This is a genomic window from Kitasatospora sp. NPDC023118 (genome assembly GCF_055560875.1).
In genome coordinates this window covers 115,598-139,943 of record NZ_JBVHHW010000013.1, presented here as the reverse complement: position 1 = coordinate 139,943, position 24,346 = coordinate 115,598, and the positions used below count along the sequence as shown (strand labels likewise).

Sequence of the window (24,346 nt, the reverse complement as noted above, 5' to 3'; positions counted from 1 at the left end):
TCCCCCTCCCTCTCGGCCGACCCACCGCCTACCATGACGGACGCGACGACCACCACGGCGAGGGGAGCACCGGAGATGCGGCGCTTGGGCGAACTCGAAGCGGAGATCATGGACCGGCTCTGGTCCTGGGGCGACCCGAGCACGGTGCGCAGACTCGTGGACGACCTCAACACCCACCGTCGGATCGCCTACACCACCGTGATGACCGTGGCCGAGATCCTCTACCACAAGGGCCACCTGCGCCGCCGCAAGGAGGGCCGGGTCTGGCTGTACGAGACGGTGCGCAGCCGCGAGGAGTACACCGCCGCCCTGATGGCCGACGCCCTCACCTCCAGCCCCGACCGCTCCACCGCCCTGGCGGCCTTCGCCGAGCAGATCACCCCCGAGGAGCAGCAGGCACTGCGCGCCGCGCTGGAGACGCTGCTGGCCGAGCGCGCCGAATGACCGCCCTGGCGGCGCTCCTCCTCGCGCTGTACGCCGGGCTGGTCGGCACGGCCCTGCCGGGCGCGCTCACCCGGGCCGCCTGGCCGCAGCGGGCCCCGGCCCTCGCGCTGGCGGCCTGGTTCGGGCTGGCGGCGACCTTCACCGTGGCCGTCGCGCTGGCCGGGTACCACCTCGCGCTGTCCGGCTCCCGGGCGCACGCCCACGGCCTGTTGGCGCTGTTCGAGCCCGGGGCGCCGGTCTCCGGCGCCGAGGGCCCGGCCGTCCTGGTCCCGATCGTGCTCGGCACGGCCTGGCCGCTCGCCCGGATCGCCGGCGCCACCCGCCGGGCCCGCCGCGACCGGGCCGCCCACCTGGACCGGCTCACCCTCGCCGGGCGGCCCGACCCGCGGCTCGGGGCGGTGCTGCTGGACCACCCGGTGCCGGTGGCGTACTGCCTGCACCGGGGGCCGGTGGTGATCAGCAGCGGGACGGTCGCCCAGCTGACGGACGGCCAACTGCGGGCCGTCGTCCAGCACGAGCATGCCCACCTGGCCGGGCGGCACCACGTCCTGCTGGTGGCCGGGGCCGGCCTCGCCGACGCATTCCGGGCGCTGCCGCTCGGCCGGGGCCTGCGGGCGCACGTGGCACCGCTGCTGGAGATGCTCGCCGACGACCGGGCGGCCCGCACCTGCCGGCCCGAGGACCTGGCGGCGGCGATGTGCGAGGTCGGCGCGCTGCGCCCCTCCCCCGCCACCCTTCCGGCGGGCGGCGCCCGCACCCTGCTGCGGATGCGGCGGCTGCTGCGCCCGGCGCCCCGGCCGCGGTTCGTGGTTCGGCTGGTGACGGTGGCGCTGATCGCGCTGGGGCCGCTGGCGCCGTACCTGCTCACCTGCGGGCCGACACCGGGCTGAGGCCGGGCCCCGTAGCGGAATCGAGGCCGAGCCGAACCCTTCCATTTACCCTAGGGGGGTATGGTATGTTCGCAAGTGAAGCAGCCGCCCGGACCACTCCGGAAGGCGCCGCACGCACTGACGACAGGAGCACACCATGAGCGAGACCACCGTCACCGTCGAGCCCTCCGCCACCGAGGCCTCCTGCTGCGGCTCGTGCGGCACCGGCGCCGCCGAGGCCCCCGCCACCGCCGCCGCCGAGCGCGCGGTCTTCCAGGTGAAGGGCATGACCTGCGGCCACTGCGTCACCTCGGTGACCGCCGAGCTGAAGAAGGTCGACGGCGTCACCGAGGTCGCGGTCGACCTCGCCGCCGGCCAGGTCACCGTCGACAGCACCGAGCCGCTCGCCGACAGCGACGTCGCCGCCGCCATCGACGAGGCCGGCTACGACCTGGTCGGCCGCCTCGACGGCTGAGGCCGACCGGCCGTCGGCCCGGACGGCACCCCCGTACGTCCGGGCCGACTCCCCTCCCACCGCGCCCCGGTAGAGTGGGAACACTCCTCACCGCACAGGAACCGGAGACGGCCATGGCCAGCTACAGCCCCCACAAGGACGACTTCCTCAAGCGGCTCCGCCGCATCGAGGGCCAGATCCGCGGCCTGCAGCGCATGGTCGAGCAGGACACCTACTGCATCGACGTCCTCACCCAGGTCTCCGCGGCCAGCCGCGCCCTGCAGTCCTTCGCCCTCCAACTCCTGGACGAGCACATCGAATGCTGCGTCCGGGACGCCATCGCCGAGGGCGGCCAGGAGGCCAACGGCAAGATCCGCGAGGCCAACCAGGCCATCGCCCGCCTGGTCCGGTCCTGATGCCGACCCCGTACTGCGGAAGGCCCTCCGGCGGCACGTGCCGCCGGAGGGCCTTCCGCAGTACGGGGTCGGGGTATCGATATCAGACCATCTCAAGCGGCCGGTGCGGCCCCTCCGGCAGCTCCACGACGATCGCGTCACCGGGCCGGACCGGCCCGCCCGCCCGGACGACGCCCATGATCCCGGCGCGGCGCACGATCGCCCCGTCCTCCGCCCGCCCGACGACCTGCTTCAGCAACCCCGTCCGGTAGTTGTCGATCTGCGCGCACGGGTTGCGCAGGCCGGTGATCTCCACCTCCGCCTCCGGACCGATCCGCAGCACCGCGCCGACCGGCAGGCCGAGCAGGTCCAGGCCCTCGGTGGTGATGTTCTCGCCGAGCGCGCCCGGCACCACGTCGAAGCCGGACTCGCCGAGCTCCGCGAGCAGTTCGCGGTGGATCAGGTGGACCTGGCGCAGGTTGGGCGCGGTCGGGTCCTTCGCGACGCGCGAGCGGTGCTTGACCGTCACCCCGGCGTGCACGTCGCCCTCCACGCCGAGTCCGGCGAGCAGCGTGATGCCCTCCCGGTTCAGCTTGCTGAACGAGTACTCGGCGTTGCTGCTGACTGCCACCACGGTGCCGCTCATGTGCTTCGGGCCCTCCTCGCGGACGCACGTTCGATCGGCCTCGGAGTCTAGTTCCGCGCGGGTGCCCCCGCGCGTACGGGCTGCGCGGGGACGCCGTGGTGCTGGTCCGGCCGGACGGCCACGTCTCGCTCACCGGGGCGACGGCGGACGCGGGTACGGTCCTCGACCACCTGCGGACCTTCGCCCTCTGACCGTCCGGCCGCTCAGGCCCGGACCGCCCGCTCGTCGGCGTCGGCGAGCCAGAAGTACACCGGTGAGAGCCCGAGTTCGATCGCCATCAGCACCACCTGGAACCCGTGCGGCCACCCGTCCACGACGATCGCCAGCACCCGCCCGAGGCCGCCCAGCAGGAACACCGCAGTCAACCACCGGACCACCCGGGCGGGCACCGGCGCCTGCCGGGCGGCCCAGATCCAGGCCGCGCCGTACCCGGCGAAGATCGCGCCCATGAAGCGGGCGAAGCTGTCGATCGTCGGGCCGGGGTCCGCGATCCCGGGGATCGCGGCGTTTCCGCCCAGTACGTGGAAGAACCCGATCGCCACACACGCGACCCCCGTGATCCACGCGAACACCCGCAGCGTCCTGGCCATGAGCCCATCACCCCACTACCGGTCCGCCTGACCTGCCGTCAGGGCTTAGTTGACACGCGTCTACCAAGCTAGCGCCAACTGGTAGACACGTGTCAAGTAACCTGTGCGGCATGCCAGTCCAGGAACGCCGAAAGCGCCTCTCCCCCACCGAACGCCGCGCCCAGCTGCTCGCCGTCGGCGCCCGGGCCTTCGCCGCCCGGCCCTACGAGGAGGTGCTGATGGAGGAGGTCGCCGAGCAGGCCGGGGTGTCCCGCGCCCTGCTCTACAAGCACTTCGCCGGCAAGCACGAGCTGTTCGCGGAGGTCTACCGGCAGGCGGCCGGGGACCTGCTGGTGAAGAGCCGCTTCGACCCGGCGGACACCCTGGTCGAGCAGCTGGTCGAGGGCATGGACGCCCACCTCGACTACTTCATCGCCAACCGGCACGCCGTGCTGGCCGCCAACCGCGTCCTCGCCGGGGACCCGGTGATCCAGACCATCATCACCGAGGAACTGGACACCCTGCGCGGCCGTCTGCTCGCGGTGCTGCCGATCGCGGACGAGAGCGCGCGCCGGGCCGTCTCCCAAGTCCTGCGCGGCTGGCTGGTGTTCGTGCGGGTGCTGGTCGTGGACTGGCTGACGGAGCAGAGCTGCACCCGCACCGAGCTGCGCGACGCCTGCATCGGCGCGGTGCTGGGTGCGCTGCGGCCGCTGCTGTCGGCCGATCCGGCGCCCGAATGGGGGCGGTGAGACCCCGAACGGGGTTCGGGCGCGTACCATCGGCCATAACGGGAAGACCGCCCGAAGGGCTCAATTCCCCCTGAAAATATGACAGTTGGATGCTCACGCCCCGCAGGCCAGCCCGCCCCGAAGGAATCCATGTCCACCGCCGCGCCCGACACCGACAGCCCACTCCCGCCACTCCACCGGCTGCCCTTCACCCCCGCCCGGCCGCCGCACCCGACCACCCTCCCGGACGGGACCCCCGCATGGCTCGTCACCCGCTACCACGACGTCCGGCAGGCCCTCGGCGACCCCCGTGTCACCCGGGCCGATCTGCACGAGGTCGGGCCCGCGGGCAACACCGCGGACGTGGCCGCCAACCCGGCCTCCCTGTTCAACCAGGACGGCCCCGCCCACCGCCGGCTGCGCGCCACCGTGCAGAAGGCCTTCACCCCGCGCGCCATCGCCGGCTGGCAGCCCTGGGTCGCGGCGGCCGTCCAGCAGGCGGTGGACGCGCTGGTGGCCGACGGTCCCCCCGCCGACCTGGTCGCGGCCTTCACCCGGCCGGTGCCCCACGCGGTCACCACCCGCCTGATGGGACTCGACGGCGACGGTCCTGACCACCTCGACGAGGACCGGCTTCGGCGCTGGACCCTCGCCCTGCTGGCCCAGGGCAACGACCCGAGCGAGGACCACGGCGAGACTCTCGCCGAATTCCATGCCTTCACCAGCGAGTTGATCGAGCGTCGACGGCGCGAACCCGGCGAGGACCTGGTCAGCCGACTCGTCCAGGCCGCCGACCAGGACGGCGGCGTCCCCGAGGACGCGCTCGCCTTCCTCGTCCTCGGCCTCACCGCCAGTGGCAACGAGAGCGTCACCGGCGCCCTCGGCAACGCCCTGGTCTACCTCCTCGGCGAACGCGCCGACCACTGGCCCCGGCTGGCCGACCCGGGCATCACCGAGCACACCGTCGAACGCCTCCTCCACTTCATCCCCCTCGGCGACGACGAGACCACCGTCCGCCGCACCGCCGCGCCGATCGAACTCGGCGGCGTCACCATCCCGGCCGGGGCCGTCCTCGCCGTCAGCATCGGCAGCGCCAACCGCGACCCCGCCGTCTACCCCGACGGCCTCGACGCCGATCTCGACCTCCCGCTCGCCGCCCCCACCCTCGCCTTCAGCGCCGGCCCGCACTACTGCATCGGCGCCTGGCGGGTCCGCCTGGAGATGCGCGAATCGCTCCGCCGCCTGGCCACCGCCCTCCCGGGCCTGCGCCTCACCACCCCGCTCGACCGGCTCCCCTGGCAACTCGGCACCACCACGCGCGGCCCGGCCGCCGTCCCCGTCGCCTGGTGATCCCCCGGCGCGGCCTCAGCCGTCCAACAGGGCGTGCTCCCAGTGCACTTGCCGCTGCTCGATCCAGTCGGCGTCACCGCGCCAGATCTCACCGTGGCCTTCCGCCCACAGTCGCGACCAGGGCTGGACACCCCGTCCGGCCTGCGCGCGCAGGAAGTCGTGCATGGAGCGGATTCCCGCCGCTCAGCGGCTGCTCCTCCTCATGGTCCATCGCGCCAGTCTGCCAGGCGGGCCTGCCACCGATCACCGGGACCGCCCGGCCGCCGGGCGCGTCCCGCTAGGCCCACAGGCCCTCGCCCAGCACCCCGCCCTCCGGCGCCCCCGGCAGCACATAGGCCACCGCCGAGGCCGTGTGCACCAGGAAGGGGTTGAGCGCGTCCTTCGCCGCCAGCCGCTCCTGCACCTTGCTGAACTGGGCCGGGTCGCGGACGAAGGCGCAGAACAGCAGGCCCCGGTCGTCCGGGGCGTCGTCGTAGCTGTAGCCGCGCCGGAGCATCCGGGCTCCGGCGTCGAGCCGGGGGCTGCTGAGGCGGACGTGGGCGGTGTTGGGGATGACGTAGGAGCCGTCGGGGTTCTTGGCGTAGATGTCGGGGTCGTCGTGTTCGGCCGTGCCGGTGAGCGGGGTGCCGTCGGTGAGGCGGCGGCCCATCGCGAGGTTGCGGCGGTCCTCGGGGAGGGCGGCGAAGGCGGCGGTGTCCATCCGGATGCGGCGGTAGACCAGCACCGTGCCGTGCTCGTACGGCCCGGGCGGGCCCCAGACCCACTGGCGGGCGGCCGTCTCGTCCGGGTTGGCGGTGCCGTCCTTGAAGCCGAAGAGGTTGCGCGGCGTGGTGCCCGGGGCGGTTCGGGCCAGGAAGCCGGACTGGGTCCAGCGGACGCCCGCCCCCGCCGACTTGCCCGCCGCGCCGACGAGTTCGGCGAGGACCGTGAGCGGCCAGCGGTCGGCGGCGCACAGCTGCACCACCAGGTCCCCGCCGCCGCGCGCCGGGTCGAGCCGGTCACCGGGGAAGGCCGGGACGTCCGCGAGCGCGGGCGGCACGTTCAGGGCCAGCCGCGCGGCCAGCCCCGGGCCGACCCCCACCAGGCTGGTGAGCTGCGCCGGCTCCGCGCCCCGCAGGCGCGGGTCCGTCGAGGTGCCGTCGGCCGCCTCGGCGAGCACCCGGGTCAACTCGCCCAGCAGGGAGCGCAGTACGGCGCGCCCGTCCGAGGTGGCGGCGGGCGCCAGGTCGAGGGCCAGCAGCACCGTGGCCGGCTGCTGGGGGGCTGTCACCCCGGCCTGCCGCTCGCCGTGGAAGGGGACGGCGACGGGTCCGGAGGGCGGCGGGGGCGAGGCGGCGGGCCGCCCGCGCCCCAGCGCGACGACCCCGGCACCGATCCCGGCGGCCAGCACCGCACCGCCGCCCGCGATCAGCGCCCTTCGGTCGACACCGCCTCCGACGGCTCCCGGCTCTTTCCGCGCCTTTCCGGTATCGGCATGCATGACCGACATTGGAGACGATAGAACACCCTTTATGCAACTTTTGACTTTTCGTCAACTCGACTCCGATTCCCGACCGGTACGTGGACGGAGCGCACGCAGGGTCCTGCCGGCACTGTTCACCGCCGCCGCCCTCGCCCTCTCCGGCTGTTCCTCCGCCACCGACTCCTCCGCCGACGCCCACCACCCGGCCGGCACCGTCGTGCGGGTCCCGCAGGACTTCCCGACCATCCAGAAGGCCGTGGACGTCGCCCGCGAGGGCGACACCGTGCTGGTCTCCCCGGGCACGTACCAGGAGAGCGTCCGGATCGCCAAGCCCCGCGTCGTGCTGCGCGGCACCGACCGCAACACCGTGGTCCTGGACGGCGGCGTACGGCTGGTCAACGGCGTCACCGTGACCGGCCCCGGCTCGGTGGTCGAGAACCTCACCGTGCACGGCTTCCTCGCCAACGGCGTGCTGTTCACCGGTGTCACCGACGACAAGCTGCAGCAGCGCGGCGCCGGCGGCTCCGCCTACAACCCCCTGGACACCACCCGCTTCCCCGCCGTCCAGGGCTTCCGCGCCACCCGCGTGACCGCCTACAACAACGGCCTGTACGGCATCTACGCCTTCGATGCCCGGGCGGGGGTCATCGAGGACTCCTACGCCTCCGGCGGGGCCGACTCCGGCATCTACGTCGGCCAGTGCAAACCCTGCGACACCCTGGTGCGCGGCAACACCGTCGAGCGCAACGCGGTGGGCATCGAGCTCACCAACTCCTCGGACGGGCTGTACATCCTCGGCAACCGCGTGGTCGGCAACCGGGTCGGCGTCACCGTCAACTCCAACGACCTGGAGGCCCTCGCCCCCCAGCACGGCGCCGTGATCGCCGGGAACGCCGTCACCGACAACAACGCCCACGACACCCCCGAACAGGCCGACGGCGGCTTCGGCATCGGCATCGGGATCGGCGGCGGCACGGCGAACCGGGTCGAGCGCAACCTGGTCGTGGGCAACCTGGCGGCCGGCGTCATCATCACCGACCCGCCCGGCCACCCGGCCAGCGGCAACCAGATCCAGCGCAACCGCACCGAGGGCAACGGCGTCGACCTCGTCCTCGCCTCGGCCGACCCCGGCAACTGCTTCACCGGCAACCAGCCCGCCGTCCAGAGCCCGCTGGACCTCGAAACCCAGGCCGCCTGCGACGCCCGGGGGCGCGGCCCGCTGGCCGCCGGCCGTGCCGCCACGGTCCAGGCGCCGCCCGGCCTCGCCTTCAACCAGGTCCCGCCCCCGTCCGTGCAGCCGTCCCTGCCCGACCCGAACGCCCCCGCCCGCCCGGCCGTCGGCCTGCCGGGAGCCATCGACCCGGACTCCTACCCCCTCCCGACGAGTTCCGACGCGCTGCCGAAGCCGTGACCCGGGGGCCCGCGCTCCCCGGGCCGGCGGGCGGGCCCACGGAGCGCCGAGCGCCGCGCGCCCGCCGCCACCGCCCAGGGCGTCCCGCCCGGCAACTCGGCCGTGGGGCATGATCGGTGCGGACCGACCGCCGACCGCCGACCGAGGACCGAGGACCGAGGAGCCCGGATGAACCGCCCCGCGCGTACCGCCGCCGCCCTGGCGGCGCCGGCCCTGCTCGCCACCGCCGGCTGCTCGGCCACCCCCGCCCGCGCCCACCCGACCACCGCCGCGTCCGTGGCCCCCGCCGCGTACTTCGCGGAGTTCTCGCCCGCCACCGGCGTCCGGCACTGATGGGCGGCTGGGCGGGGGAACTGGTGCTGGGCCTGGTCGTCCTGGTGGGCGCCTCGGTCCAGCGGCTGGCGGGCATCGGTTTCGCCCTGGTCGCGGCGCCCGTCCTGGTGCTGATGCTCGGCCCGAACAGCGGAGTGACGCTTGCCAACTTCGCGGCCGGGACGATCAGCGCCGTCGGGCTGGCCGGGAGTTGGCGGCAGGTCCGGCCGGCGGCGATGCTGCCGCTGCTGATCGCCGCCGCCTGCACCGTCCCGGCCGGGGCCTGGGTGGCGGCGAAGGTGCCGACGCCGGAGCTGCTGATCGGCATCGGACTGCTGGTCAGCGCGGCCTCGCTGCCGGTGATCCGGGGTGTGCGGGCCGCCGCGCTGCGTGGGGTCGGCGGGGCCCTGGTCGCGGGTGCCACCAGCGGGTTCATGAACTCGGCCGCCGGGGTGGGCGGCCCGGCGATGTCCCTCTACGCGGTCAACTCGGGTTGGACGGCACGGGAGTTCGTGCCCAACGCCCAGCTGTACGGTGTGGTGGTGAACGCCTTCTCGCTGGCGACCAAGGGCCTGCCCGCACTGAGCGCACCGGCCTGGGGGCTGGTGGCCGTCGCGCTCGCGGGCGGTGCGGTGATCGGCCGGCTGCTGGCCGCGCGGGTGCCCGAACACCGGGCCCGGGTCGTGGTGCTGGGGCTGGCCCTGGCCGGTGGACTGACCACCCTTGTCAAGGGCGTTTCCGGACTCTGACGGCCCGGCTGGGAATGGTCTGCGAAGGGGCGGCCAAATCTGTAGCGGTCATGCCATACTGCGTCGGTGACCTCAGCCAGCCTAGCGGCACCTCCTCAGCGCAGCAGGCCCCAACTGGGCCGGAAATTCGCCATGCTGTGGTCGGCCTCCTCGATCTCAGCGGTGGGCGACGGCATGCGGGACTCCTCGCTGCCGCTGCTCGCCCTGACGGTCTCGGACTCCCCGAAGGCCGTCTCCCTGGTCGCGGTGTCCGGTTCGCTGCCCTGGCTGCTGATGGCCCTGTTCGGCGGGGTCATCGCCGACCGCTTCGACCGCCGTCGGCTGATGTGGACGATCGACATCGGACGCGCCGTCATCGTGCTCGGCTTCGCGACCTGGGTCTTCGCCGCCACCCCGCCGCTGGCCGCGCTCGCCGTGCTGGCCTTCGTCCTCGGCTGCGGGGAGACGGTCTTCGTCAACGCCGCCACCTCGGCCATCCCGGACGTGGTCCGGCCCGACCAGCTCGACGCCGCCAACGGCCGACTTCAGGGCGGTCTGCTGGTCGGCCGGCTGGCCGGGCCGCTGGTGGGCACCACCCTCTTCGCCCTCGCCGCCGGGTACCCCTTCACGGTGGACGGCCTGTCCTTCGCGGTCGCCGCCGGCCTGGTCTTCCTCACCGGCCGCTCCACCGCCCCCCGGACGCAGACCGGCCGCCCGATGGCCGCCGACATCCGCGAGGGCGTCCGCTGGCTCTCCCGGCACAAGCAGCTGCGCCTGGTCGCCACCCTCTCCGCGCTGGCCGGCGGCGCCTCCGCGCTCGGCATCACCATGCTGGCGCTTCTGGTCACCCGCACCCTGGACGCCCCGACCTGGGCCTACGGCGCCGTCCTCGCCTCCGGCGTGATCGGCGGCACGGCCGCCAGCACCCTGGCCGGCCGGCTCGGCCAGCGGATGGGCCGCCGGGCCCGAATCGCCCTCTCCTTCGTACTGATGGGCTCCGCGCTGCTGCTGATGGGCCTGAGCCCCTCGGTGATCCTGGTCGCGGCGCTGTTCGCGGTCGGCAGCTTCGGCGTGGTGACGTGGAACGTCCAGGCGATCTCGCTGCGCCAGCAGATCGTGCCGAAGGAACTGCTCGGCCGGGTCAACAGCTGCTACCTGATGCTCACCCGGATCGGCATGCTGATCGGCGCGGGCCTCAGCGGCTGGATCGGCTCCGCCGTCAACGTCCGCACCCCGCTGGTGATCAGCGGCGCCCTGATCCTCGCCGCGCTGTTCGCCCTCCCCCGGATGGGCAACCTGGAGCCCGCCCCGACCCCCGCCGCCGAGGAGCGGCCCTTCGAGGACGCCCAGTCGGCCGAACGGACGGCGGACTGACGGACGGGCCGCCTCCCCCATCGAGGGGAGGCCGCTCCTTCTCCCAGACGAGGCACACCGACCGGCCCGGCTGCGACGGTGGAGGCACAACCCCCGCCGAACCGGAGAACCGAGCGTGACCTCCGTCGCCCAACTGCCGCCCACCACCGGCCGCCTGCGAGCCGCCTGGGCCGCCGCCCACACGCCCGTCCCCGGCGTCCCCCGCTGGGCCCGGCTCGCCGCCCAGGCGGTGCCCTTCACCGTCCTGCCGTCCAGCGCCTGGCGGATCGCCACCTGCACCTTCCACGCCCCGCTCGACGGCGACGCCGTCCAGGACTCCGGCAACCTGCCCTGGTGGCTGCCGCTGGAGCTGTACGTCGTCCTGCTGTCGGCCGTCTCGGAACTGCTGGCCTTCGCCGCCCTGGGCCTGATCGCCCGCTGGGGCGAGGTCTTCCCCCGCTGGCTGCCCGTCCTGCGCGGCCGCCGCGTCCCGGTCGCGGCGGCGGTCGTCCCGGCCGCCCTGGGCGCCACCGCCCTCGTCCTCATCACGAACCTGGTCACCGTGATGGTCTCCACCGGCCGCACGATCCAGGGCCGTCCGCTGCGCGACGGCATCCCGGTGTTCACCGGCGACTGGCACACCGTCGTCCTGGTCGTCTGCTACGCCCCGCTGCTGCTCTGGGGTCCGCTGCTGGCGGCCGTCACCGTGGCCTACTGGCGCCGCAGGCGTCGGACGCCAGGTACGCACGCGTGCACGCGGCCAGGGCCTACGATGGCCGGATGAGCACCGGCGCAGATCTGGCAGATGCACACCGCTCGCAGCAGCGGGCCGGGGCGCGGCTGGACGTCGCCGCGTCCGTCCTCGCGCTGCTGGCCGACCGGACCAGGCTCGCACTGCTGGAGCGGCTCGGGCGGGGCGAGGCGGACGTGACCACGCTGACCGAGGCGACCGGGGCCGCGCGGCCGTCGGTGAGCCAGCACCTGGCGAAGCTGCGGCTGGCCGGGCTGGTCGCCACCCGCAAGGACGGGCGGCGGGTCGTCTACTCGCTGCGCCACGGGCACCTGCGGCGGCTGGTGGACGAGGCGCTGAACGTCGCCGACCACCAGATCGGTCACCTGCCGCCGCACGACTGAGCCCGTTCGGCTCTCCGGCCGTGGAGCCCTGCAACCAACAGGTGCACAAGTATGCACGCATTAACTATGATGGCCCCGTCACCCCCCACCGCCGCGGCCCCCGGGACGGGACCCATGCTGAGCGTGCTGCGCAACCGCACCTACCGCCACCTGTTCACCGCCCAGATCGTCGCCCTGGTCGGCACCGGTCTGGCCACCGTGGCGCTGTCGCTGCTGGCGTACTCGATCGCCGGGAGCGACGCCTCAGCGGTGCTCGGCACCGCGCTGGGGATCAAGATGGTCGCGTACGTGACCGTCGCGCCGATCGCCGGAGCACTCGCCGGTCGGATACCCCGGCGGGCCCTGATGGTCGCGATGGACCTCACCCGGGCCGGGGTCGCGCTCACCCTGCCGTTCGTCGACCGGGTGTGGCAGGTCTACGTCCTGATCTTCCTGCTCCAGGCCGCCTCCGCCGCCTTCACCCCGACCTTCCAGGCCACCATCCCGGACGTGCTGCCCGCCGAACGCGACTACACCCGGGCGCTCTCGCTGTCCCGGCTCGCCTACGACCTGGAGTCGCTGTTCAGCCCGGCCCTCGCCGCGCTGCTGCTCTCGGTGGTCTCGTACAACTGGCTGTTCACCGGGACGACGGCCGGCTTCCTCGCCTCCGCCGCCCTGGTCGTCTCCGCCGTCCTGCCCAAACCCAGTCCGGTCGACCGCCCCGGCGGGATCTACCGCAAGGCCGCCTTCGGCTCCCGGCTGTTCTGGGCCACCCCCCGGCTGCGGGCCCTGCTGGCGCTGGACCTCGCGGTCGCGGCGGCGGGCGCGATCGTCTTCGTCAACACCGTCAACGTGGTCCGCGACCACTTCCACCGCCCGGCGGGGGCCGTCTCCTTCGCCCTCGGCGCGTACGGCGTCGGCTCGATGCTCGCGGCGTTGCTGCTGCCCCGGCTGCTGGCGCGGGTCAGCGACCGGTCCGTGATGCTGCCCGCCGCCTTCGCCCTGCCCTGCGTGCTCCTCGCCGTCACCGCCATCACCGCCACCCCGGCCGGGACCGGCAGTTGGCTCGCCCTGCTCGCCGCCTGGGCCCTGGTCGGCGCCGGAAGCTCCGCCGTCCTGACGCCCGGCGGCCGGGTCATCCGCCGCTCGGCCGCCGACCCCGACCTGCCCGCCGCCTTCGCCGCCCAGTTCTCGCTCTCCCACGGCTGCTGGCTGCTCACCTACCCGCTGGCCGGCTGGCTGGCGGCGGGCATCGGGCTGCCCGCCACCGCCGTGGCCCTGGGCGCGGTCGCCCTGGCCTCCGCCGTCGTCGCCACCACCCTGTGGCCCACCCGCGACCCGGACGCGCTCGACCACCTCCACACCGACCTCCCCGCGGGCCACCCCCACCTCGCCGGCGCCCACCCCGCCGGCGGCGGCGCCTGGCAGCACGGCCACCACTACGTCATCGACCAGCACCACCCCACCTGGCCCCGCCGGCACCACCCCGCCCTCGGCTGACCGACTTCCCACTCCGCGCCGTCACAGTGCGGTGAGGACGTCCTGATGCACCCCGTCAAGGACGAAGCCGTTGTCCAACCGGACTCGGACCGTCACCCGGTCTCCCCGCTCCCGATGCGCGGCCCACTCCGGTTCCAGCGCGGCGATCTCCGCCTCCAGCCGCTCCCGGCTCGCCACCGGCATGGTGTGCCCGTAGTCCTCGAACAGCGCTTTGAGCCGCTGGTACTCGCGGACCTCCTCGCTCTCCGGGAGTTCCCCGTCCACCCGCTCGACAGTGCCCTCGGTCCCCGCTCCCAGCGAGAGGAACCCGACGACAGCCCCGGGCTCCCCGGCGACGGCCTCACCGATCCCGAGGTCCTCCGTCAGCCTGACGCGTCGTCCTTCCTCCAGGGTCATCCGTCCTCTGCCTCTCCTTCGATCGGTGCCGCGGGCGCAGCCGGCCGGCGGCCCGGCCATTATCCCGGTGCGACGCCGGCGCTCCCCGGTCCTGGCAGGCTCCGGGTCAGACCGAGTCCCCGCCGACCGGCACCCCGTGCGTGGCCAGCGCTGCCACCAGCCGCTCCGGGTCGTCCGGGGTGATCACCGGCTTGACCCGCCGCCCGAGGTCGAGGACGAAGCCGACGCTCTTGTGCGTCCGCCCCGGGTCGAGGTTGAAGTAGTGCACGAAATCCCCGGAGCCCCAGATCCGCCACTGCCCGCTGAGCCCCGACAGCGGCACCCGCCGCAGCCCGCGGATCCGCCCGTACGGGATGCGCTTGGCGGAGGCGAGCGGGAAGTAGTAGCGCCGGATGACGAGTTCCCGCTCGGTGCACGCCACCAGACCGTCGTCGTACATGTCGTCCAGGCTAGCCCTGGGCCTTCACCCACGCCGCCTCGCGCAGCAGCCGCAGGCCGTTGAGGCCGACGATGACGGTCGAGCCCTCGTGGCCGAGCACGCCCAGCGGCAGCGGGAGGGTGGCGACGAGGTCCCAGACCACCAGGGCGGTGATGAACACCGAGGCGATCACCAGGTTCTGCACGACGAAGGAGCGGGCCCGGCGGGAGAGCGCGACGACGGCGGGGACGGTGGCGAGTTCGTCGCGCACGATGACGGCGTCGGCGGTCTCCAGCGCCAGGTCGGAGCCGGCCCGGCCCATCGCGATGCCGGTGTGGGCGGCGGCCAGCGCGGGCGCGTCGTTGACGCCGTCACCGACGACCAGGACCTTGCGCCCGGCCTGCTCCTGCTCCTTGACGGCGGCGACCTTGCCCTGCGGCAGCAGCCCGGCCCGGACCTCCCCGATGCCGACCTCGGCGGCCACCGCCGCGGCGGCGCGCGGGTTGTCGCCGGTGAGCAGCACGGGCGTACGGCCGGTGAGGCCGGTCAGCGCGGCCACCGTCGCGGCGGCGTCGGGGCGCAGCCGGTCGGAGATCCCGAGCACGCCGACCGGAACGCCGTCCGCCTCTACCAGAACGGCGGTGCGGCCGCGCTCCTCCAGTTCGGCGACGATCCCGGAGGCGGCGCTCTCACGCCCGCCGAGAACCCGCTCTGGCGCGCCGACCGCGACGATCCGGCCGTCCACGGTGGCGGTCACCCCGACGCCGGGAACGGAGTTGAAGTCCTCCGCCACGGCCAGGGCGAGCCCGCGCCCCCGGGCGGCCTCGACGACGGCGCGGGCGAGCGGGTGCTCGCTGGGGTGCTCGGCGGCCGCGGCCAGCGCCAGCAGTTCGTCTTCGGTGAAGCCGGCGCCGGCCAGGGGCCGGATGTCGGTGACACGCGGGGTGCCCTCGGTCAGGGTGCCGGTCTTGTCCAGCGCGACGGCGTCGACCTGGCCGAGCCGCTCCATGACGACGGCGGACTTCACCAGCACACCGTGCCGTCCGGCGTTGGCGATGGCGGACAGCAGCGGCGGCATGGTCGCGAGCACCACGGCGCACGGCGAGGCGACGATCATGAAGGTCATCGCCCGCAGCAGCGAGCCGGTGAACGCGGCCCCGAAGGCCAGCGGCACGGCGAAGACCGCCAGGGTCGCGATGACCATGCCGATCGAGTAGCGCTGCTCGACCTTCTCGATGAACAGCTGGGTCGGCGCCTTGGTCTCGGAGGCCTCCTCGACCATGGCGACGATCCGGGCGATCACCGAGTCCGAGGCGTCCCGCTCGACCTTCACCCGCAGTGCGCCGGGGCCGTTCAGGGTCCCGGCGAAGACCTCGTCGCCGGTCTCCTTGGCGACGGGCAGCGGCTCACCGGTGATGGTGGCCTGGTCGACCTCGCTCACGCCGTCCAGTACCCGCCCGTCGGCGCCGATCCGCTCGCCGGGCCGGATAAGGATCGTGTCACCGACGGCCAACTCCTCGGTCGGGACGCTCTCCTCGGTGCCGTCGTCCAGCAGCCGGGTCGCGGTGGCGGGCGCGAGGTCGAGCAGTCCGCGCACCGAGTCGGCGGTACGGGCCGTGGCCAGGGCCTCCAGCGCACCGGAGGTGGCGAAGATGACGATCAGCAGCGCGCCGTCCATGACCTGGCCGACGGCGGCCGCGCCGAGCGCGGCGACGATCATCAGCAGGTCGACGTCGAGGGTCTTCTCCCGCAACGCCTGCAGCCCGGCCCAGGCCGGCTCCCAGCCGCCGGTCACGTACGCGAGGGCGTACAGCGGGCTCCACGCCCAGACGGGAGCGCCGGTCAGCTGCTGCGGCAGCGCGATCAGGAACAGCACCGTCGCCACGGCGGCCCAGCGGGCCTCGGGCAGCGACAGCACCCGGGTGCGCCGCCTGGGGGCGGCGTCGGGGCGCGGCGGTGCGGCCGGGGGCGCGGGGCGCTCGGTCAGCGTGGAGGAGGACATGGCAAGCGGGACCCTTCAGGGCAGGGTGGGGCCAACGACCCATCCACCATACATGAACATATGAACGTGCCTTCATGTATGAGTTGTACTATTGCCTTCATGGGTCATGGAGCCGCCCCCGCCACCGCCGTCCCGCGCACGCGCCTGGACGCCAGCAGCGCCGCCCGGGTGGCCACCACCCTGCAAGCCCTGGCCACCCCCTCCCGGCTGCTGATCCTCGCCCGGCTGCGCGAGGGGCCCTGCGCCGCCACCGAACTGGCCGCCGAGGTCGGCATGGAGCAGTCCGCCTGTTCGCATCAACTGCGGCTGCTGCGCAACCTCGGCCTGGTCGTCGGCCAGCGGCAGGGGCGCTCGGTCGTCTACGCGCTCTACGACAACCACGTGGCCGCCCTGCTCGACCAGGCGGTCTACCACATCGAGCACCTGCGCCTCGGCCTCACCGACGAGCCGGACACCCTGGAGTAACGCGCGACGAGGCGGCCACTGCCGCACAGTGCCCGTCGGCGCCCTGGCCGACCATGTTGCGGTAACTCCTGGCAATTACTGGGTTGTTGGACGCATCTGCGCCACCTCCAGGTTGACACGTCGAATGATCGGCAACTGCACAGTTTTGCTACGGTCACCCTCCGTAGTCAGCAAGGGGCATGCGATGCCCCGGCCTCCACGAGAAGTCGGCGGGTCCGACTTCCTGTGCATGCTTCGGCCGCCCGGTGGGTCCGGCCGGGCGGCTTGGGTGGGTTGATGCGTCAGGCCACCGGCTGGTGGTCGCGGTCGGGGGCGGCCTCGTCGCAGCGGTGGGGCATCCGCAGGACGGCGAGCGCGCCGAGGGCGACGACGGCGATGGCGAGGAGCAGGAGAACCAGGAGGGTGAGGCCGATCAGGAGTCGCACGAGCCGTCCTCGGCCTTCTGCTCGCGATCACGGAGGAGGGCGAGGAGGTTGAGCACGGTGCTGGCCGGGGCGTTGCCGAAGCGGACCAGGACGCGGCCGTCCACGACGCTGTCGGTGGTGGCGGAGGGCCAGAGGAGGCCGAACTCGCGGCCGCGCTCGTGGAGTTCGGCAAGCAGGTAGGAGACCTCCAGCTCGGTGTAGGTGCGCATCAGCGGGTCGGCCGGCTCGATCGGGCGGCGGCTGCGGGCGGCGGCGGCGGTCACGCGGCGGCGTCCAGCTCGAACCAGACGGATTTGCCGGTCTTGCGGGAGTCCGTGCCGAAACGGTGGGTGAGCGAGCGGACGAGGTGCAGGCCCCGGCCGGAGACGGCGTAGGGCTCGGAGGCGCCCCGCTGGACGGGGAAGAGGGGGTTGCCGTCGCTGACGGAGACCCGGAGCACGCCGTCGAGCAGCGCGATCACGACGATCGGCGCCGGACTGCCGCCGTGCCGCCAGGCGTTGACGAAGAGTTCGAGGAGCGCGACCTCGGCGTCGGCGACCAGGTCGGGCTTCCACCCGGCGCGCGAGGTCGCCTCGCGCAACTCCTCGCGCGCAGCCGACCAGTCAGGGGGGAGTTCGAGGGAGAACACGAAGAGACCTCCGTGGGAGTCGATAGACATCTCCGAGCGACTGATGATCAATCAGGAGAGCTGGATCGGAACGGGATCGTGACGTGAGCGCACAGCGATACACCTGGCGATTGCCGTCTGTGTGCGGCTCGTCACACTCAGCATGGGGCCAGTTACCCATACTTGGCAACTCGTCTCGCTATTTTGGATATATCCAAATCGAACACCAAAGAGGGCGCCTAGAGTGACAGTTGGCGGTGGCGAATGTGACCGCCGGGAAGGCAGACTGGTCCGAGCGGCTCAGAAGGGGCGGGGATGGCCGGAGCAACAGGTCCGACGGTTCGACGGAGGCAACTCGGAGCCGAGCTGCGCCGCAGGAGAGAGGAAGCCGGCCTCTCACACGAGGAAGTCGCCGACACTCTGAGCGGCATGAGCCAGCCGAAGCTGTCCCGCATCGAGAACGGCCGTGGCGCCACCAAGGTGGATGACGTCAAACGGCTCCTCGCGCTCTACAAGTGCGAGGACAACGAGTTGATCTCCGCTCTCGTGGAACTGGCCAAACGAGGCTCTCAGCGCGGGACGTGGTGGCAGAGCTACAGCGCTGACATCGGCGAGCCGCTCGGCAACCTCATCTCGCTGGAGGCAAGCGCCGCATCCATGCGGTCCTACGAAGGCTTCTTCATCCCCGGTCTTCTCCAGACACCCGCCTACGCGCGCGAGATCATCAAGAAGCTCACTCTCCGCCCAGGAGTCAACGTCGAGGCGCTCGTCGACGTCCGCATGGCACGCCAGAGTGCACTGACCAGGGCTGAACCTCTCACGCTATGGGCAGTGATCCACGAAGCAGCGATCCGGTCCGGAGCCGGCGGACCGAAGGTCATGGCAGAGCAACTTGCGAGGATCGCCGACCGCGCCGGTCAGCCCAACGTCAACATCCAGGTGATGCCCATCGGCGCGCCTGCGCACCATGGCATGGGCGGCGCCTTCTCCATCCTCGGATTTCCGCAACGGCAGGATCTCGATGTCGTCCTCGTAGAAGGAGCGTTGAACGACCTCTGGGTCGAGGATGCTGCCGCTGTGGCGCTTTACACGGCGAAGTTCGACGCCATTCGAGCAGACGCTCTGGGCCTCGACGACTCCCTCGCCCTGATCATCGAACAGAGAGACAAGCTCACATGACGTCCACCTCGAACGCAGCCGCCGTCACCGCGGCCTGGCAAAAGTCATCCCATAGCAACGAGTCGACGAACTGCGTCGAGATCGCCCGCCCGGACGGGTCGGTAGCGTTCATCCGCGACTCAAAGGACCCTTCCGGTCCTGCTCTGGCCTTCGACCGCACGGCGCACGCGGCCTTCATCCGTGCCGTCGCCACCGGGGAGTTCGACTTCGGACTCCTCTGATTGCCACTTCGCGGCGCCTCGCCCCCTTCCGGGCGAGGCCCCGCCATCCATCCGCCGTGTTCCTCAAGGGCACGGCCAACTTCTCCATCCTCAGAGAGGCAAAGTCAAGTGACCTACTACTACCCCGACGCTTCGGCCACCGGGTTCGCCTTCCGGAAGTCGAGCTACAGCTAGGTGACGACAACTGAGTTGAGTACTCATTCCTCCCCAAGGCGGTCGCGATCCGAGACAGCAAGGACCCTTCCGGTCCTGCTCTGGCCTTCGACCGCGCGGCGCACAACGCCTTCATCTGTGCCATCTCCGCCGGGGAGTTCGACTTCAGACTCCTCTAATAGCGCCCGCCAGTAGGTCTTGCGTGTCCCGGGATACCTCCGTGCGGGAGCCCGGGGTTCAAGGCTTGTGCTGCTACTCGGTGCGCCGAGGGTCTCCTCGACCAGCACCCTCGCCTCGGCCACCGTTGCCGCCCGCAACTCGGCAGTCTCGCCGGGCGCTCCCAGCAGGCCGTGTTCTCGTAGGCGCGCACGGCGGTGCACACGGCGCGGGCATGCGCGCCGGCGGCGCCCCGGAAGTCGTCCTGCTGGATGGTCCGCCCGTCCCGGCTGCGGGTCATGGTGGCAACGATGACCGTCTCGTGAGCGTGACGTCTCCTTGCCGTGGCAGGCCGCGGCTGCCAGGTTCACCGGGTGAACGCGACCGTGCCTGCCGGCTGCACCGCCAAGCCCGTCCTCACCGGCTCGAAGGTACGACTGCGCCCCTCCGAACCGGGCGATGTGGCCGCCCTGGCACCCGTCTTCGAGGACCGGGAGCTCCTGCGGCCCATCGATGCCGCGAACCGCTCCGACGCTCCGCTAAGACCCCAGATCCCCGAACGTGCCAAGCAGTTCCGCCTGTGGCGCAGCGCCCAGGCCGACCGCCTCGACCTGGCCATCGTCGACCTGGCCACCGGGGCGTGCGTCGGCGAGATCGCCTTCAGCGAGCTGAACGCGGCCAATCGCAGCTGCAACCTCCGTATCCTGCTGATCGCCGCAGGCCAGGACCGGGGACTGGGAACGGAGGCCACCCACCTCATGCTCGCCCACGGCTTCGAGCAAGCGGGCCTGCACCGGGTCGCCCTGGAGGTCTACACGTTCAACCCCCGGGCCCGCCATGTCTACGAGAAGCTCGGCTTCACCACCGAGGGCACCCTGCGCGACGCCCTCCACTACGACGGCCAGTGGATTGACGCCACCCTTATGTCCATGCTCGCCCCCGACTGGGCCCGCCACCGCGGCAAGGGACGCTGACAGCTCTCCCATCTTCGTTGTTCCGATTGCCGGTACGCGCCCTGACTGGGTAGCCGGCCCGGCGCGCCTGCCCGGCTGCGCCCGGAGGCGAACCGGGGAAGCTCGGCTCGGCTGAGATGCGTAGGTGCCGTTCACCCTGAAGAGTGACAGCGCATCAGTTCCGGCCACATGAGGCGCCTGAGCGTTTCGGAGACAACGGGGGCGCGGAAGGTTTCCCAGGCCGTGGCCCACGATCGGGCGCGGTTCACCATTTCTTGTCGAGAGAAGGTATGCCATGTCCTGGCAGGCGTATGTGGATGAGCAGCTCGTGGGTACGGGTCATCTCCAAGGCGGGGCCATCATCGGTGCCTCGGACGGGGATGTCTGGGCCATCAGCAACGGGTTCGGCCTCAAGGACGGCGAGGGCGCGGCCATTGTCGCGCTGTTCAAGAGCCCGGCCGGCGTCTTCGCGAGGGGCGTCACCGTCAGCGGCGTGAAGTACATGGGCATCAAGGGCGAAGACCGCTCGATCCGCGGCAAGAAGGGCGCCACCGGCGTCGCACTGGCCAAGACTGCCCAGGCCATTCTCATCGGCTACTACAACGAGAATGGGCAGCCGGGCAACGCGGCAACTGCCGTGGAGAAGCTCGCCGACTACCTCATCGAGAACGGCTACTAGGGGCATCTGCCAGTAGGTGCCGAGCTGGGCGGTGGTAGCACGGCAGGCATGGTTCGCCCGATCATGGAGTCTCTGCGCTTCGTGATCACCGGGGGATCCGTGCCTGCCGCCCCATCATGCATTCTCGACCCGATCCGCGACTAGTTCCTCGCGCTGCTGCCCGCGCGTGAGGACCGCCATCCGCTGGGCTGCCACAATCCGCGCATCAGCGACGAGGTCGTCTTCGACCGCCTGGTGCAGGTCCTGGTCTTCGGCTGCGGATACGAGCGGGTGGCGGACCGCATGTGCTCTGCCACCACGCTGCGTCGCCGCCGCGACGAGTGGATCGCCGCCGGTGTGATGAGACCCTGCGCGTGCTCGCACTCGCCTGCTACGACCAGATGATCGGCCTCGAACTCGACCGGCTGTCTGCGGACGGCTGCATCGCCAAGGCTCCGTCCGGGGGAGAGTGCGCTGGCAAGAGCCCCGTTGATCGGGCCGAACTCGGCATGAAACGCTCGCAGTTGACGGACGGCTACGGCATACCGCTGGTCACCGACCCGGCACCGGCGAACACGCGCGATCACACCTTGCTGCCCGCGACCCTCGACCGCTTCGCCGCCCTGGAAGCAGCTCTGGGGCCGCTGCCCGAGCACCCGCGCCTGAGCCTGGACGCCGGCTACGACTACAGCATGGTCCACCAGGATCTCGACGCCCGGCGAATCACCGGCAAGATCGCCGAGCGCGGCGCGAAGACCCCGATCCAGGCCGGCGGGCGTTGGGTGGTCGAACGCACGAACTCCTGGATGAACAACTTCGGCAAGCTCCGCCGCTGCACCGAGCGACGAAGAACCATCGTCGAGTTCTTCATCGCCCTGGCCAGCGCCATTATCACTGTCCGCTGCCTAATCAGACGGGCTTGGACCCTCTACCGCTGGGACACCCGGCCTCGAAGCCCCCGCATCCGATGACCTACTGGCGGACACCCTAAGCGCCACCTGCCCGGCTGACGTCGAGTTGTACCGGGCGAGGCTCCAGGAGATCACCGCCGAGGCCCTTCCGGTCGACTCCTCGCTCGCCTTCATCACCGCACAGAGAGAACAGATCAAGTGATCCATCTGACCTTCAAGAAATCGAGCTACAGCGGTGGCAACCAGAACTGCGTCGAGATCGCCATCCCGGGCGGTCCGGTCTCCTACATCCGCGACTCGAAGGACCCCTCCGGTCCTGCGCTGGCGTTCGACCGCCAGGCGCACGAGGCCTTCATTCATGCGGTGGCCGCCGGGGAGTTCGACTTCGGGCTTCACTAGGCATCAGACCAGGGGCGGACGCCGGTTCCCCTGTGCCCGGCGTTCGCCCCCGATACCGATGGCCCGCGGCAACGCGTCATACTCTGGATTCGATCACCACAAAGCACAAGTGAATGTCTATGGACCGCACGTCGTAGCATCACTTAGATGTTGAACCTCGAACGCCTGCGCGTGCTGCACGCCGTGGCGATGACCGGATCCGTCGTCGGCGCCGCGCGGCTCCTGCACGTCACCACCTCGGCGGTCTCACAACAGATGGCACGGCTGGAGCAGGAGACCGGGGCCTGTCTGACCGAACGCCAAGGTCGGGGCATCCGTCTGACCGAGGCCGGCGCTTTGCTCGCCGATCAGGCCGCAGAGCTGCTCGGGCACGCAGAGCGCGTCATGGCGGTAATGGCGCAGCAGCGCGGAGTGGTGAGCGGCGACCTCACGATCGCGGCCTTCCCGACCGCCGCCCGTGGGCTGCTCCCGCCGACGCTGCGGGCCCTGGGGTCGCGGTACCCGGATCTGACGGTGTCGGCGCGGGAACAGGAACCGTACGAAGCCATCCCGGCGGTGCGGCGCGGGCTGCTCGACCTGGCGGTCGTCGAAGACTGGATCGACGATCCGCTCGCCCTGCCCCAGGGGCTGGACCACCGCGCCCTCCTCTACGACACCTACGACATCGCCCTACCCTCGGACCACCGGCTCGCCGACCGTCCGACGCTGAGCCTGGACGATCTCGGCGACGAGGACTGGATCACCTCGAGCGACGGGCAACTGTGCCACGAACGGCTGGTGCGCAGCATCAAGGAGCCCCGCATCGCCCACACCGCCTCGGAACACCCCACACAGATCGCACTGGTCGCGGCAGGGCTGGGCATCGCCATCATCCCGCACCTGGGACGTGAAGCGACGTCGGCTCCGGTGCGGTTCGTGCCCCTGGCGGACGCCCCGCGTCGCCGCGTCTTCGCCATCTGGCGATGCACCTCGGCCGCACGCCCCGCGATCGGCGTCGTGGTGGATGCCCTGCTCTCAGCCTGTCCGTCCGTCTGACAGGGGCTCGGGCCCTCAGGCGGCGGGCTTGGCCAGGCGGCGGACCAGGGTGACGACGGCCTCCCGGTTCGTTGCGGGGTCCGTCGTGCCGGAGAGGAGCAGGCGGACCATCTGCGGCAGCGTGAACCACGCGTTCACCAGGCCGATCACCGCGAACATCAGCCGCGCCGGATCCACGTCGTCGGCCAGCTCGCCGGCCTGTTGCGCGGCCGCGAGGGCGGCGACCTTCTCGCCGTAGTGCACGGTGCGTTCGGGCCCGGCCGCCAACTCCTCGGACGCCGTGCCGCGCTGCAGGCCCTCCCAGGCCATCAGACGGGAGAAGTGCGGGTTGGCCGAGTGGTAGTCGAAGACGCGTCCGGCGTAGTCGCCGAGGTCCCGTCCCCGCTCCAGGACGAGCGGTACCGCTTCCGCCAGCTTGCCGAGTTCGGACGTCAGCACCGCGGAGAACAACTGCTCCTTGTTGCCGAAGTACTGGTAGATCCGCTCCTTGTTGATGCCCGCCCGGGTGGCCACCCGGGCGATCCGGGCACCGTCCAGGCCGAACTCGGCGAACTCCTCGACCGCGGCGTCGAGGAGGAGCTGCTGCGTGCGTGCGGTGTCCCAGGCCATGGCTCAACCATAGCGCGAATCTCCAACCAGAGGGTTGGACATCCGCGCAGGCGTCTGCCAGAATCTCCAACCGAAGGGTTGGGGATTTGAGCTCCAGCCGATCGCCAACGGGAGGAACGCGCCATGACCACCGACACCATCACCGCACCGGCACCCGCAGCCCCGTCCGTGCACCGCCGGGCGCTGCTCACCTGGCTCGCCGTCTACCCGACCATCACCGCCGCCTTCGTCCTGCTCGGCCCCTACCTCGGACACCTGCCGCTGCCGCTGCGGACCCTGGTGATGACCGCCCTCGTCGTCCCGGTCGTCAGCTACGCGCTGATGCCCCTGCTGCTCAAGGCGGAGACCAAGCTCGCCCGCCGCCACGGCCGTCGGAAGTAGCACGCATCGGGCGCCCCCGGGCGCCGGTTCCCCTACCATCGGAG

General features: G+C 72.1%; 32 protein-coding genes and 2 pseudogenes. 23 read left to right on the top strand and 11 right to left on the bottom strand.

What is annotated here, in order from left to right:
* Positions 1-75 precede the first annotated feature (75 nt).
* The 4 genes from ACZ3UD_RS19000 (at position 76) to ACZ3UD_RS18985 (ending at position 2,183) form a co-directional block, all read left to right on the top strand.
* A complete protein-coding gene (locus ACZ3UD_RS19000) occupies positions 76-444 on the top strand; it encodes a BlaI/MecI/CopY family transcriptional regulator (protein WP_465588474.1) in 369 nt (122 codons plus the stop codon).
* Positions 441-1,334 (top strand): M56 family metallopeptidase, encoded by an 894-nt coding sequence (locus tag ACZ3UD_RS18995; RefSeq protein ID WP_465588471.1) that lies wholly within the window; start codon positions 441-443, stop codon positions 1,332-1,334. Before ACZ3UD_RS19000 ends, ACZ3UD_RS18995 begins: the two co-directional genes overlap by 4 nt.
* Before the next feature lie 136 nt (positions 1,335-1,470).
* Positions 1,471-1,788: a heavy-metal-associated domain-containing protein gene (locus ACZ3UD_RS18990; RefSeq protein WP_465588469.1), complete on the top strand. Its 318-nt coding sequence runs from the start codon at positions 1,471-1,473 to the stop codon at positions 1,786-1,788.
* A gap of 113 nt (positions 1,789-1,901) precedes the next feature.
* Positions 1,902-2,183, top strand: a complete 282-nt coding sequence (locus ACZ3UD_RS18985) for a metal-sensitive transcriptional regulator (RefSeq protein ID WP_465588466.1) — start codon at positions 1,902-1,904, stop codon at positions 2,181-2,183.
* An 82-nt stretch (positions 2,184-2,265) separates the two neighbouring features.
* Here ACZ3UD_RS18985 and ACZ3UD_RS18980 read toward each other — a convergent pair whose 3' ends face one another.
* Both ACZ3UD_RS18980 and ACZ3UD_RS18975 read right to left on the bottom strand, forming a co-directional pair.
* Entirely contained in the window at positions 2,266-2,808 is a 543-nt protein-coding gene (locus ACZ3UD_RS18980) for an MOSC domain-containing protein (protein ID WP_465588463.1), read from the bottom strand.
* A 203-nt stretch (positions 2,809-3,011) separates the two neighbouring features.
* Positions 3,012-3,398 (bottom strand): DUF4345 domain-containing protein, encoded by a 387-nt coding sequence (locus ACZ3UD_RS18975; RefSeq protein WP_465588460.1) that lies wholly within the window; start codon positions 3,396-3,398, stop codon positions 3,012-3,014.
* A 110-nt stretch (positions 3,399-3,508) separates the two neighbouring features.
* Here ACZ3UD_RS18975 and ACZ3UD_RS18970 point away from each other — a divergent pair, with 110 nt between their 5' ends.
* Complete coding sequence (locus tag ACZ3UD_RS18970) at positions 3,509-4,126, top strand: TetR/AcrR family transcriptional regulator (RefSeq protein ID WP_465588457.1); 618 nt, start codon at positions 3,509-3,511, stop codon at positions 4,124-4,126.
* 129 nt (positions 4,127-4,255) lie between these two features.
* The gene (locus ACZ3UD_RS18965) at positions 4,256-5,455 is read left to right on the top strand and encodes a cytochrome P450 (RefSeq protein ID WP_465588454.1); all 1,200 of its coding nucleotides are present in this window, start codon (positions 4,256-4,258) and stop codon (positions 5,453-5,455) included.
* Positions 5,456-5,470: 15 nt separating this feature from the next.
* Here ACZ3UD_RS18965 and ACZ3UD_RS18960 read toward each other — a convergent pair whose 3' ends face one another.
* The gene (locus tag ACZ3UD_RS18960; RefSeq protein WP_465588452.1) at positions 5,471-5,620 is read right to left on the bottom strand and encodes a hypothetical protein; all 150 of its coding nucleotides are present in this window, start codon (positions 5,618-5,620) and stop codon (positions 5,471-5,473) included.
* Positions 5,621-5,732: 112 nt separating this feature from the next.
* Positions 5,733-6,935 (bottom strand): Dyp-type peroxidase, encoded by a 1,203-nt coding sequence (locus ACZ3UD_RS18955; RefSeq protein WP_465588449.1) that lies wholly within the window; start codon positions 6,933-6,935, stop codon positions 5,733-5,735.
* Between the two features lie 31 nt (positions 6,936-6,966).
* On the opposite strand from ACZ3UD_RS18955, the gene ACZ3UD_RS18950 reads away from it, so the two are divergent.
* The 7 genes from ACZ3UD_RS18950 (at position 6,967) to ACZ3UD_RS18920 (ending at position 13,334) form a co-directional block, all read left to right on the top strand.
* Entirely contained in the window at positions 6,967-8,328 is a 1,362-nt protein-coding gene (locus tag ACZ3UD_RS18950; protein ID WP_465588446.1) for a right-handed parallel beta-helix repeat-containing protein, read from the top strand.
* Positions 8,329-8,496: 168 nt separating this feature from the next.
* The gene (locus ACZ3UD_RS18945) at positions 8,497-8,661 is read left to right on the top strand and encodes a hypothetical protein (RefSeq protein WP_465588443.1); all 165 of its coding nucleotides are present in this window, start codon (positions 8,497-8,499) and stop codon (positions 8,659-8,661) included.
* Positions 8,661-9,389 (top strand): TSUP family transporter, encoded by a 729-nt coding sequence (locus tag ACZ3UD_RS18940; protein ID WP_465588441.1) that lies wholly within the window; start codon positions 8,661-8,663, stop codon positions 9,387-9,389. Before ACZ3UD_RS18945 ends, ACZ3UD_RS18940 begins: the two co-directional genes overlap by 1 nt.
* A 66-nt stretch (positions 9,390-9,455) precedes the next feature.
* A complete protein-coding gene (locus ACZ3UD_RS18935) occupies positions 9,456-10,742 on the top strand; it encodes an MFS transporter (protein WP_465588438.1) in 1,287 nt (428 codons plus the stop codon).
* Between the two features lie 115 nt (positions 10,743-10,857).
* Positions 10,858-11,505, top strand: coding sequence for a hypothetical protein (locus ACZ3UD_RS18930; RefSeq protein WP_465588435.1), 648 nt, complete (start codon positions 10,858-10,860; stop codon positions 11,503-11,505).
* Positions 11,502-11,855: an ArsR/SmtB family transcription factor gene (locus tag ACZ3UD_RS18925; protein WP_465588432.1), complete on the top strand. Its 354-nt coding sequence runs from the start codon at positions 11,502-11,504 to the stop codon at positions 11,853-11,855. Before ACZ3UD_RS18930 ends, ACZ3UD_RS18925 begins: the two co-directional genes overlap by 4 nt.
* 114 nt (positions 11,856-11,969) lie before the next feature.
* Positions 11,970-13,334, top strand: coding sequence for an MFS transporter (locus tag ACZ3UD_RS18920; protein ID WP_465588429.1), 1,365 nt, complete (start codon positions 11,970-11,972; stop codon positions 13,332-13,334).
* Positions 13,335-13,355: 21 nt separating this feature from the next.
* Here ACZ3UD_RS18920 and ACZ3UD_RS18915 read toward each other — a convergent pair whose 3' ends face one another.
* The 3 genes from ACZ3UD_RS18915 to ACZ3UD_RS18905 form a co-directional block, all read right to left on the bottom strand.
* A complete protein-coding gene (locus tag ACZ3UD_RS18915; RefSeq protein ID WP_465588427.1) occupies positions 13,356-13,730 on the bottom strand; it encodes a hypothetical protein in 375 nt (124 codons plus the stop codon).
* A gap of 106 nt (positions 13,731-13,836) precedes the next feature.
* Positions 13,837-14,169 carry a PH domain-containing protein gene (locus tag ACZ3UD_RS18910; protein ID WP_465588424.1) on the bottom strand — a complete coding sequence of 111 codons (333 nt, stop codon included), beginning with the start codon at positions 14,167-14,169 and terminating at the stop codon, positions 13,837-13,839.
* 10 nt (positions 14,170-14,179) lie between these two features.
* Positions 14,180-16,150, bottom strand: coding sequence for a heavy metal translocating P-type ATPase (locus tag ACZ3UD_RS18905; RefSeq protein ID WP_465588421.1), 1,971 nt, complete (start codon positions 16,148-16,150; stop codon positions 14,180-14,182).
* Positions 16,151-16,249: 99 nt separating this feature from the next.
* Between ACZ3UD_RS18905 and ACZ3UD_RS18900 the strand changes: the two genes are divergently transcribed.
* A complete protein-coding gene (locus ACZ3UD_RS18900) occupies positions 16,250-16,615 on the top strand; it encodes an ArsR/SmtB family transcription factor (RefSeq protein ID WP_465588419.1) in 366 nt (121 codons plus the stop codon).
* Between the two features lie 281 nt (positions 16,616-16,896).
* Here ACZ3UD_RS18900 and ACZ3UD_RS18895 read toward each other — a convergent pair whose 3' ends face one another.
* The 3 genes from ACZ3UD_RS18895 to ACZ3UD_RS18885 are packed head-to-tail and all read right to left on the bottom strand — an operon-like array spanning position 16,897 to position 17,698.
* Positions 16,897-17,040, bottom strand: coding sequence for a hypothetical protein (locus ACZ3UD_RS18895; protein WP_465588416.1), 144 nt, complete (start codon positions 17,038-17,040; stop codon positions 16,897-16,899).
* On the bottom strand, positions 17,028-17,303 hold the full coding sequence (locus ACZ3UD_RS18890) for a hypothetical protein (protein ID WP_465588413.1): 276 nt from the start codon (positions 17,301-17,303) through the stop codon (positions 17,028-17,030). Before ACZ3UD_RS18890 ends, ACZ3UD_RS18895 begins: the two co-directional genes overlap by 13 nt.
* Positions 17,300-17,698: an ATP-binding protein gene (locus ACZ3UD_RS18885; protein ID WP_465588410.1), complete on the bottom strand. Its 399-nt coding sequence runs from the start codon at positions 17,696-17,698 to the stop codon at positions 17,300-17,302. The genes ACZ3UD_RS18890 and ACZ3UD_RS18885 overlap by 4 nt, the downstream gene beginning before the upstream one ends.
* Before the next feature lie 264 nt (positions 17,699-17,962).
* Between ACZ3UD_RS18885 and ACZ3UD_RS18880 the strand changes: the two genes are divergently transcribed.
* The 8 genes and pseudogenes from ACZ3UD_RS18880 (at position 17,963) to ACZ3UD_RS18845 (ending at position 23,312) form a co-directional block, all read left to right on the top strand.
* Positions 17,963-18,826 (top strand): helix-turn-helix domain-containing protein, encoded by an 864-nt coding sequence (locus ACZ3UD_RS18880; RefSeq protein ID WP_465588407.1) that lies wholly within the window; start codon positions 17,963-17,965, stop codon positions 18,824-18,826.
* A complete protein-coding gene (locus tag ACZ3UD_RS18875) occupies positions 18,823-19,047 on the top strand; it encodes a DUF397 domain-containing protein (protein ID WP_465588404.1) in 225 nt (74 codons plus the stop codon). Before ACZ3UD_RS18880 ends, ACZ3UD_RS18875 begins: the two co-directional genes overlap by 4 nt.
* A 200-nt stretch (positions 19,048-19,247) precedes the next feature.
* Positions 19,248-19,379: pseudogene (locus tag ACZ3UD_RS18870) on the top strand (DUF397 domain-containing protein); the annotation flags it as partial.
* Positions 19,380-19,730: 351 nt separating this feature from the next.
* Positions 19,731-20,330 carry a GNAT family N-acetyltransferase gene (locus tag ACZ3UD_RS18865; RefSeq protein WP_465588401.1) on the top strand — a complete coding sequence of 200 codons (600 nt, stop codon included), beginning with the start codon at positions 19,731-19,733 and terminating at the stop codon, positions 20,328-20,330.
* Positions 20,331-20,604: 274 nt separating this feature from the next.
* Entirely contained in the window at positions 20,605-20,988 is a 384-nt protein-coding gene (locus ACZ3UD_RS18860) for a profilin (RefSeq protein ID WP_465588397.1), read from the top strand.
* A 153-nt stretch (positions 20,989-21,141) separates the two neighbouring features.
* Positions 21,142-21,938 (top strand): annotated as a pseudogene (locus ACZ3UD_RS18855) (IS5 family transposase).
* Between the two features lie 138 nt (positions 21,939-22,076).
* Positions 22,077-22,277 (top strand): DUF397 domain-containing protein, encoded by a 201-nt coding sequence (locus ACZ3UD_RS18850; protein ID WP_465588394.1) that lies wholly within the window; start codon positions 22,077-22,079, stop codon positions 22,275-22,277.
* 147 nt (positions 22,278-22,424) lie between these two features.
* Complete coding sequence (locus ACZ3UD_RS18845; RefSeq protein ID WP_465588391.1) at positions 22,425-23,312, top strand: LysR family transcriptional regulator; 888 nt, start codon at positions 22,425-22,427, stop codon at positions 23,310-23,312.
* A 15-nt stretch (positions 23,313-23,327) separates the two neighbouring features.
* Here ACZ3UD_RS18845 and ACZ3UD_RS18840 read toward each other — a convergent pair whose 3' ends face one another.
* Positions 23,328-23,921, bottom strand: coding sequence for a TetR/AcrR family transcriptional regulator (locus ACZ3UD_RS18840; RefSeq protein WP_465588388.1), 594 nt, complete (start codon positions 23,919-23,921; stop codon positions 23,328-23,330).
* Between the two features lie 123 nt (positions 23,922-24,044).
* On the opposite strand from ACZ3UD_RS18840, the gene ACZ3UD_RS18835 reads away from it, so the two are divergent.
* Positions 24,045-24,302: a putative antibiotic biosynthesis monooxygenase gene (locus ACZ3UD_RS18835; RefSeq protein ID WP_465588385.1), complete on the top strand. Its 258-nt coding sequence runs from the start codon at positions 24,045-24,047 to the stop codon at positions 24,300-24,302.
* Positions 24,303-24,346: the final 44 nt, after the last annotated feature.

Bases quoted from the DNA above. Each gene is read 5' to 3' on its own strand.
- ACZ3UD_RS18945 (WP_465588443.1), top strand. From the start codon at position 8,497: ATGAACCGCCCCGCGCGTACCGCCGCCGCCCTGGCGGCGCCGGCCCTG.
- ACZ3UD_RS18955 (WP_465588449.1), bottom strand. From the start codon at position 6,935: ATGCATGCCGATACCGGAAAGGCGCGGAAAGAGCCGGGAGCCGTCGGA.
- ACZ3UD_RS18835 (WP_465588385.1), top strand. From the start codon at position 24,045: ATGACCACCGACACCATCACCGCACCGGCACCCGCAGCCCCGTCCGTG.
- ACZ3UD_RS18905 (WP_465588421.1), bottom strand. From the start codon at position 16,150: ATGTCCTCCTCCACGCTGACCGAGCGCCCCGCGCCCCCGGCCGCACCG.
- ACZ3UD_RS18845 (WP_465588391.1), top strand. From the start codon at position 22,425: ATGTTGAACCTCGAACGCCTGCGCGTGCTGCACGCCGTGGCGATGACC.
- ACZ3UD_RS18990 (WP_465588469.1), top strand. From the start codon at position 1,471: ATGAGCGAGACCACCGTCACCGTCGAGCCCTCCGCCACCGAGGCCTCC.
- ACZ3UD_RS18860 (WP_465588397.1), top strand. From the start codon at position 20,605: ATGTCCTGGCAGGCGTATGTGGATGAGCAGCTCGTGGGTACGGGTCAT.
- ACZ3UD_RS18940 (WP_465588441.1), top strand. From the start codon at position 8,661: ATGGGCGGCTGGGCGGGGGAACTGGTGCTGGGCCTGGTCGTCCTGGTG.
- ACZ3UD_RS18995 (WP_465588471.1), top strand. From the start codon at position 441: ATGACCGCCCTGGCGGCGCTCCTCCTCGCGCTGTACGCCGGGCTGGTC.
- ACZ3UD_RS18880 (WP_465588407.1), top strand. From the start codon at position 17,963: ATGGCCGGAGCAACAGGTCCGACGGTTCGACGGAGGCAACTCGGAGCC.
- ACZ3UD_RS18985 (WP_465588466.1), top strand. From the start codon at position 1,902: ATGGCCAGCTACAGCCCCCACAAGGACGACTTCCTCAAGCGGCTCCGC.
- ACZ3UD_RS18960 (WP_465588452.1), bottom strand. From the start codon at position 5,620: ATGCACGACTTCCTGCGCGCGCAGGCCGGACGGGGTGTCCAGCCCTGG.
- ACZ3UD_RS18875 (WP_465588404.1), top strand. From the start codon at position 18,823: ATGACGTCCACCTCGAACGCAGCCGCCGTCACCGCGGCCTGGCAAAAG.
- ACZ3UD_RS18975 (WP_465588460.1), bottom strand. From the start codon at position 3,398: ATGGCCAGGACGCTGCGGGTGTTCGCGTGGATCACGGGGGTCGCGTGT.
- ACZ3UD_RS18910 (WP_465588424.1), bottom strand. From the start codon at position 14,169: ATGTACGACGACGGTCTGGTGGCGTGCACCGAGCGGGAACTCGTCATC.
- ACZ3UD_RS18920 (WP_465588429.1), top strand. From the start codon at position 11,970: ATGCTGAGCGTGCTGCGCAACCGCACCTACCGCCACCTGTTCACCGCC.
- ACZ3UD_RS19000 (WP_465588474.1), top strand. From the start codon at position 76: ATGCGGCGCTTGGGCGAACTCGAAGCGGAGATCATGGACCGGCTCTGG.
- ACZ3UD_RS18925 (WP_465588432.1), top strand. From the start codon at position 11,502: ATGAGCACCGGCGCAGATCTGGCAGATGCACACCGCTCGCAGCAGCGG.
- ACZ3UD_RS18950 (WP_465588446.1), top strand. From the start codon at position 6,967: ATGCAACTTTTGACTTTTCGTCAACTCGACTCCGATTCCCGACCGGTA.
- ACZ3UD_RS18965 (WP_465588454.1), top strand. From the start codon at position 4,256: ATGTCCACCGCCGCGCCCGACACCGACAGCCCACTCCCGCCACTCCAC.
- ACZ3UD_RS18900 (WP_465588419.1), top strand. From the start codon at position 16,250: ATGGGTCATGGAGCCGCCCCCGCCACCGCCGTCCCGCGCACGCGCCTG.
- ACZ3UD_RS18970 (WP_465588457.1), top strand. From the start codon at position 3,509: ATGCCAGTCCAGGAACGCCGAAAGCGCCTCTCCCCCACCGAACGCCGC.
- ACZ3UD_RS18980 (WP_465588463.1), bottom strand. From the start codon at position 2,808: ATGAGCGGCACCGTGGTGGCAGTCAGCAGCAACGCCGAGTACTCGTTC.
- ACZ3UD_RS18885 (WP_465588410.1), bottom strand. From the start codon at position 17,698: ATGTCTATCGACTCCCACGGAGGTCTCTTCGTGTTCTCCCTCGAACTC.
- ACZ3UD_RS18915 (WP_465588427.1), bottom strand. From the start codon at position 13,730: ATGACCCTGGAGGAAGGACGACGCGTCAGGCTGACGGAGGACCTCGGG.
- ACZ3UD_RS18840 (WP_465588388.1), bottom strand. From the start codon at position 23,921: ATGGCCTGGGACACCGCACGCACGCAGCAGCTCCTCCTCGACGCCGCG.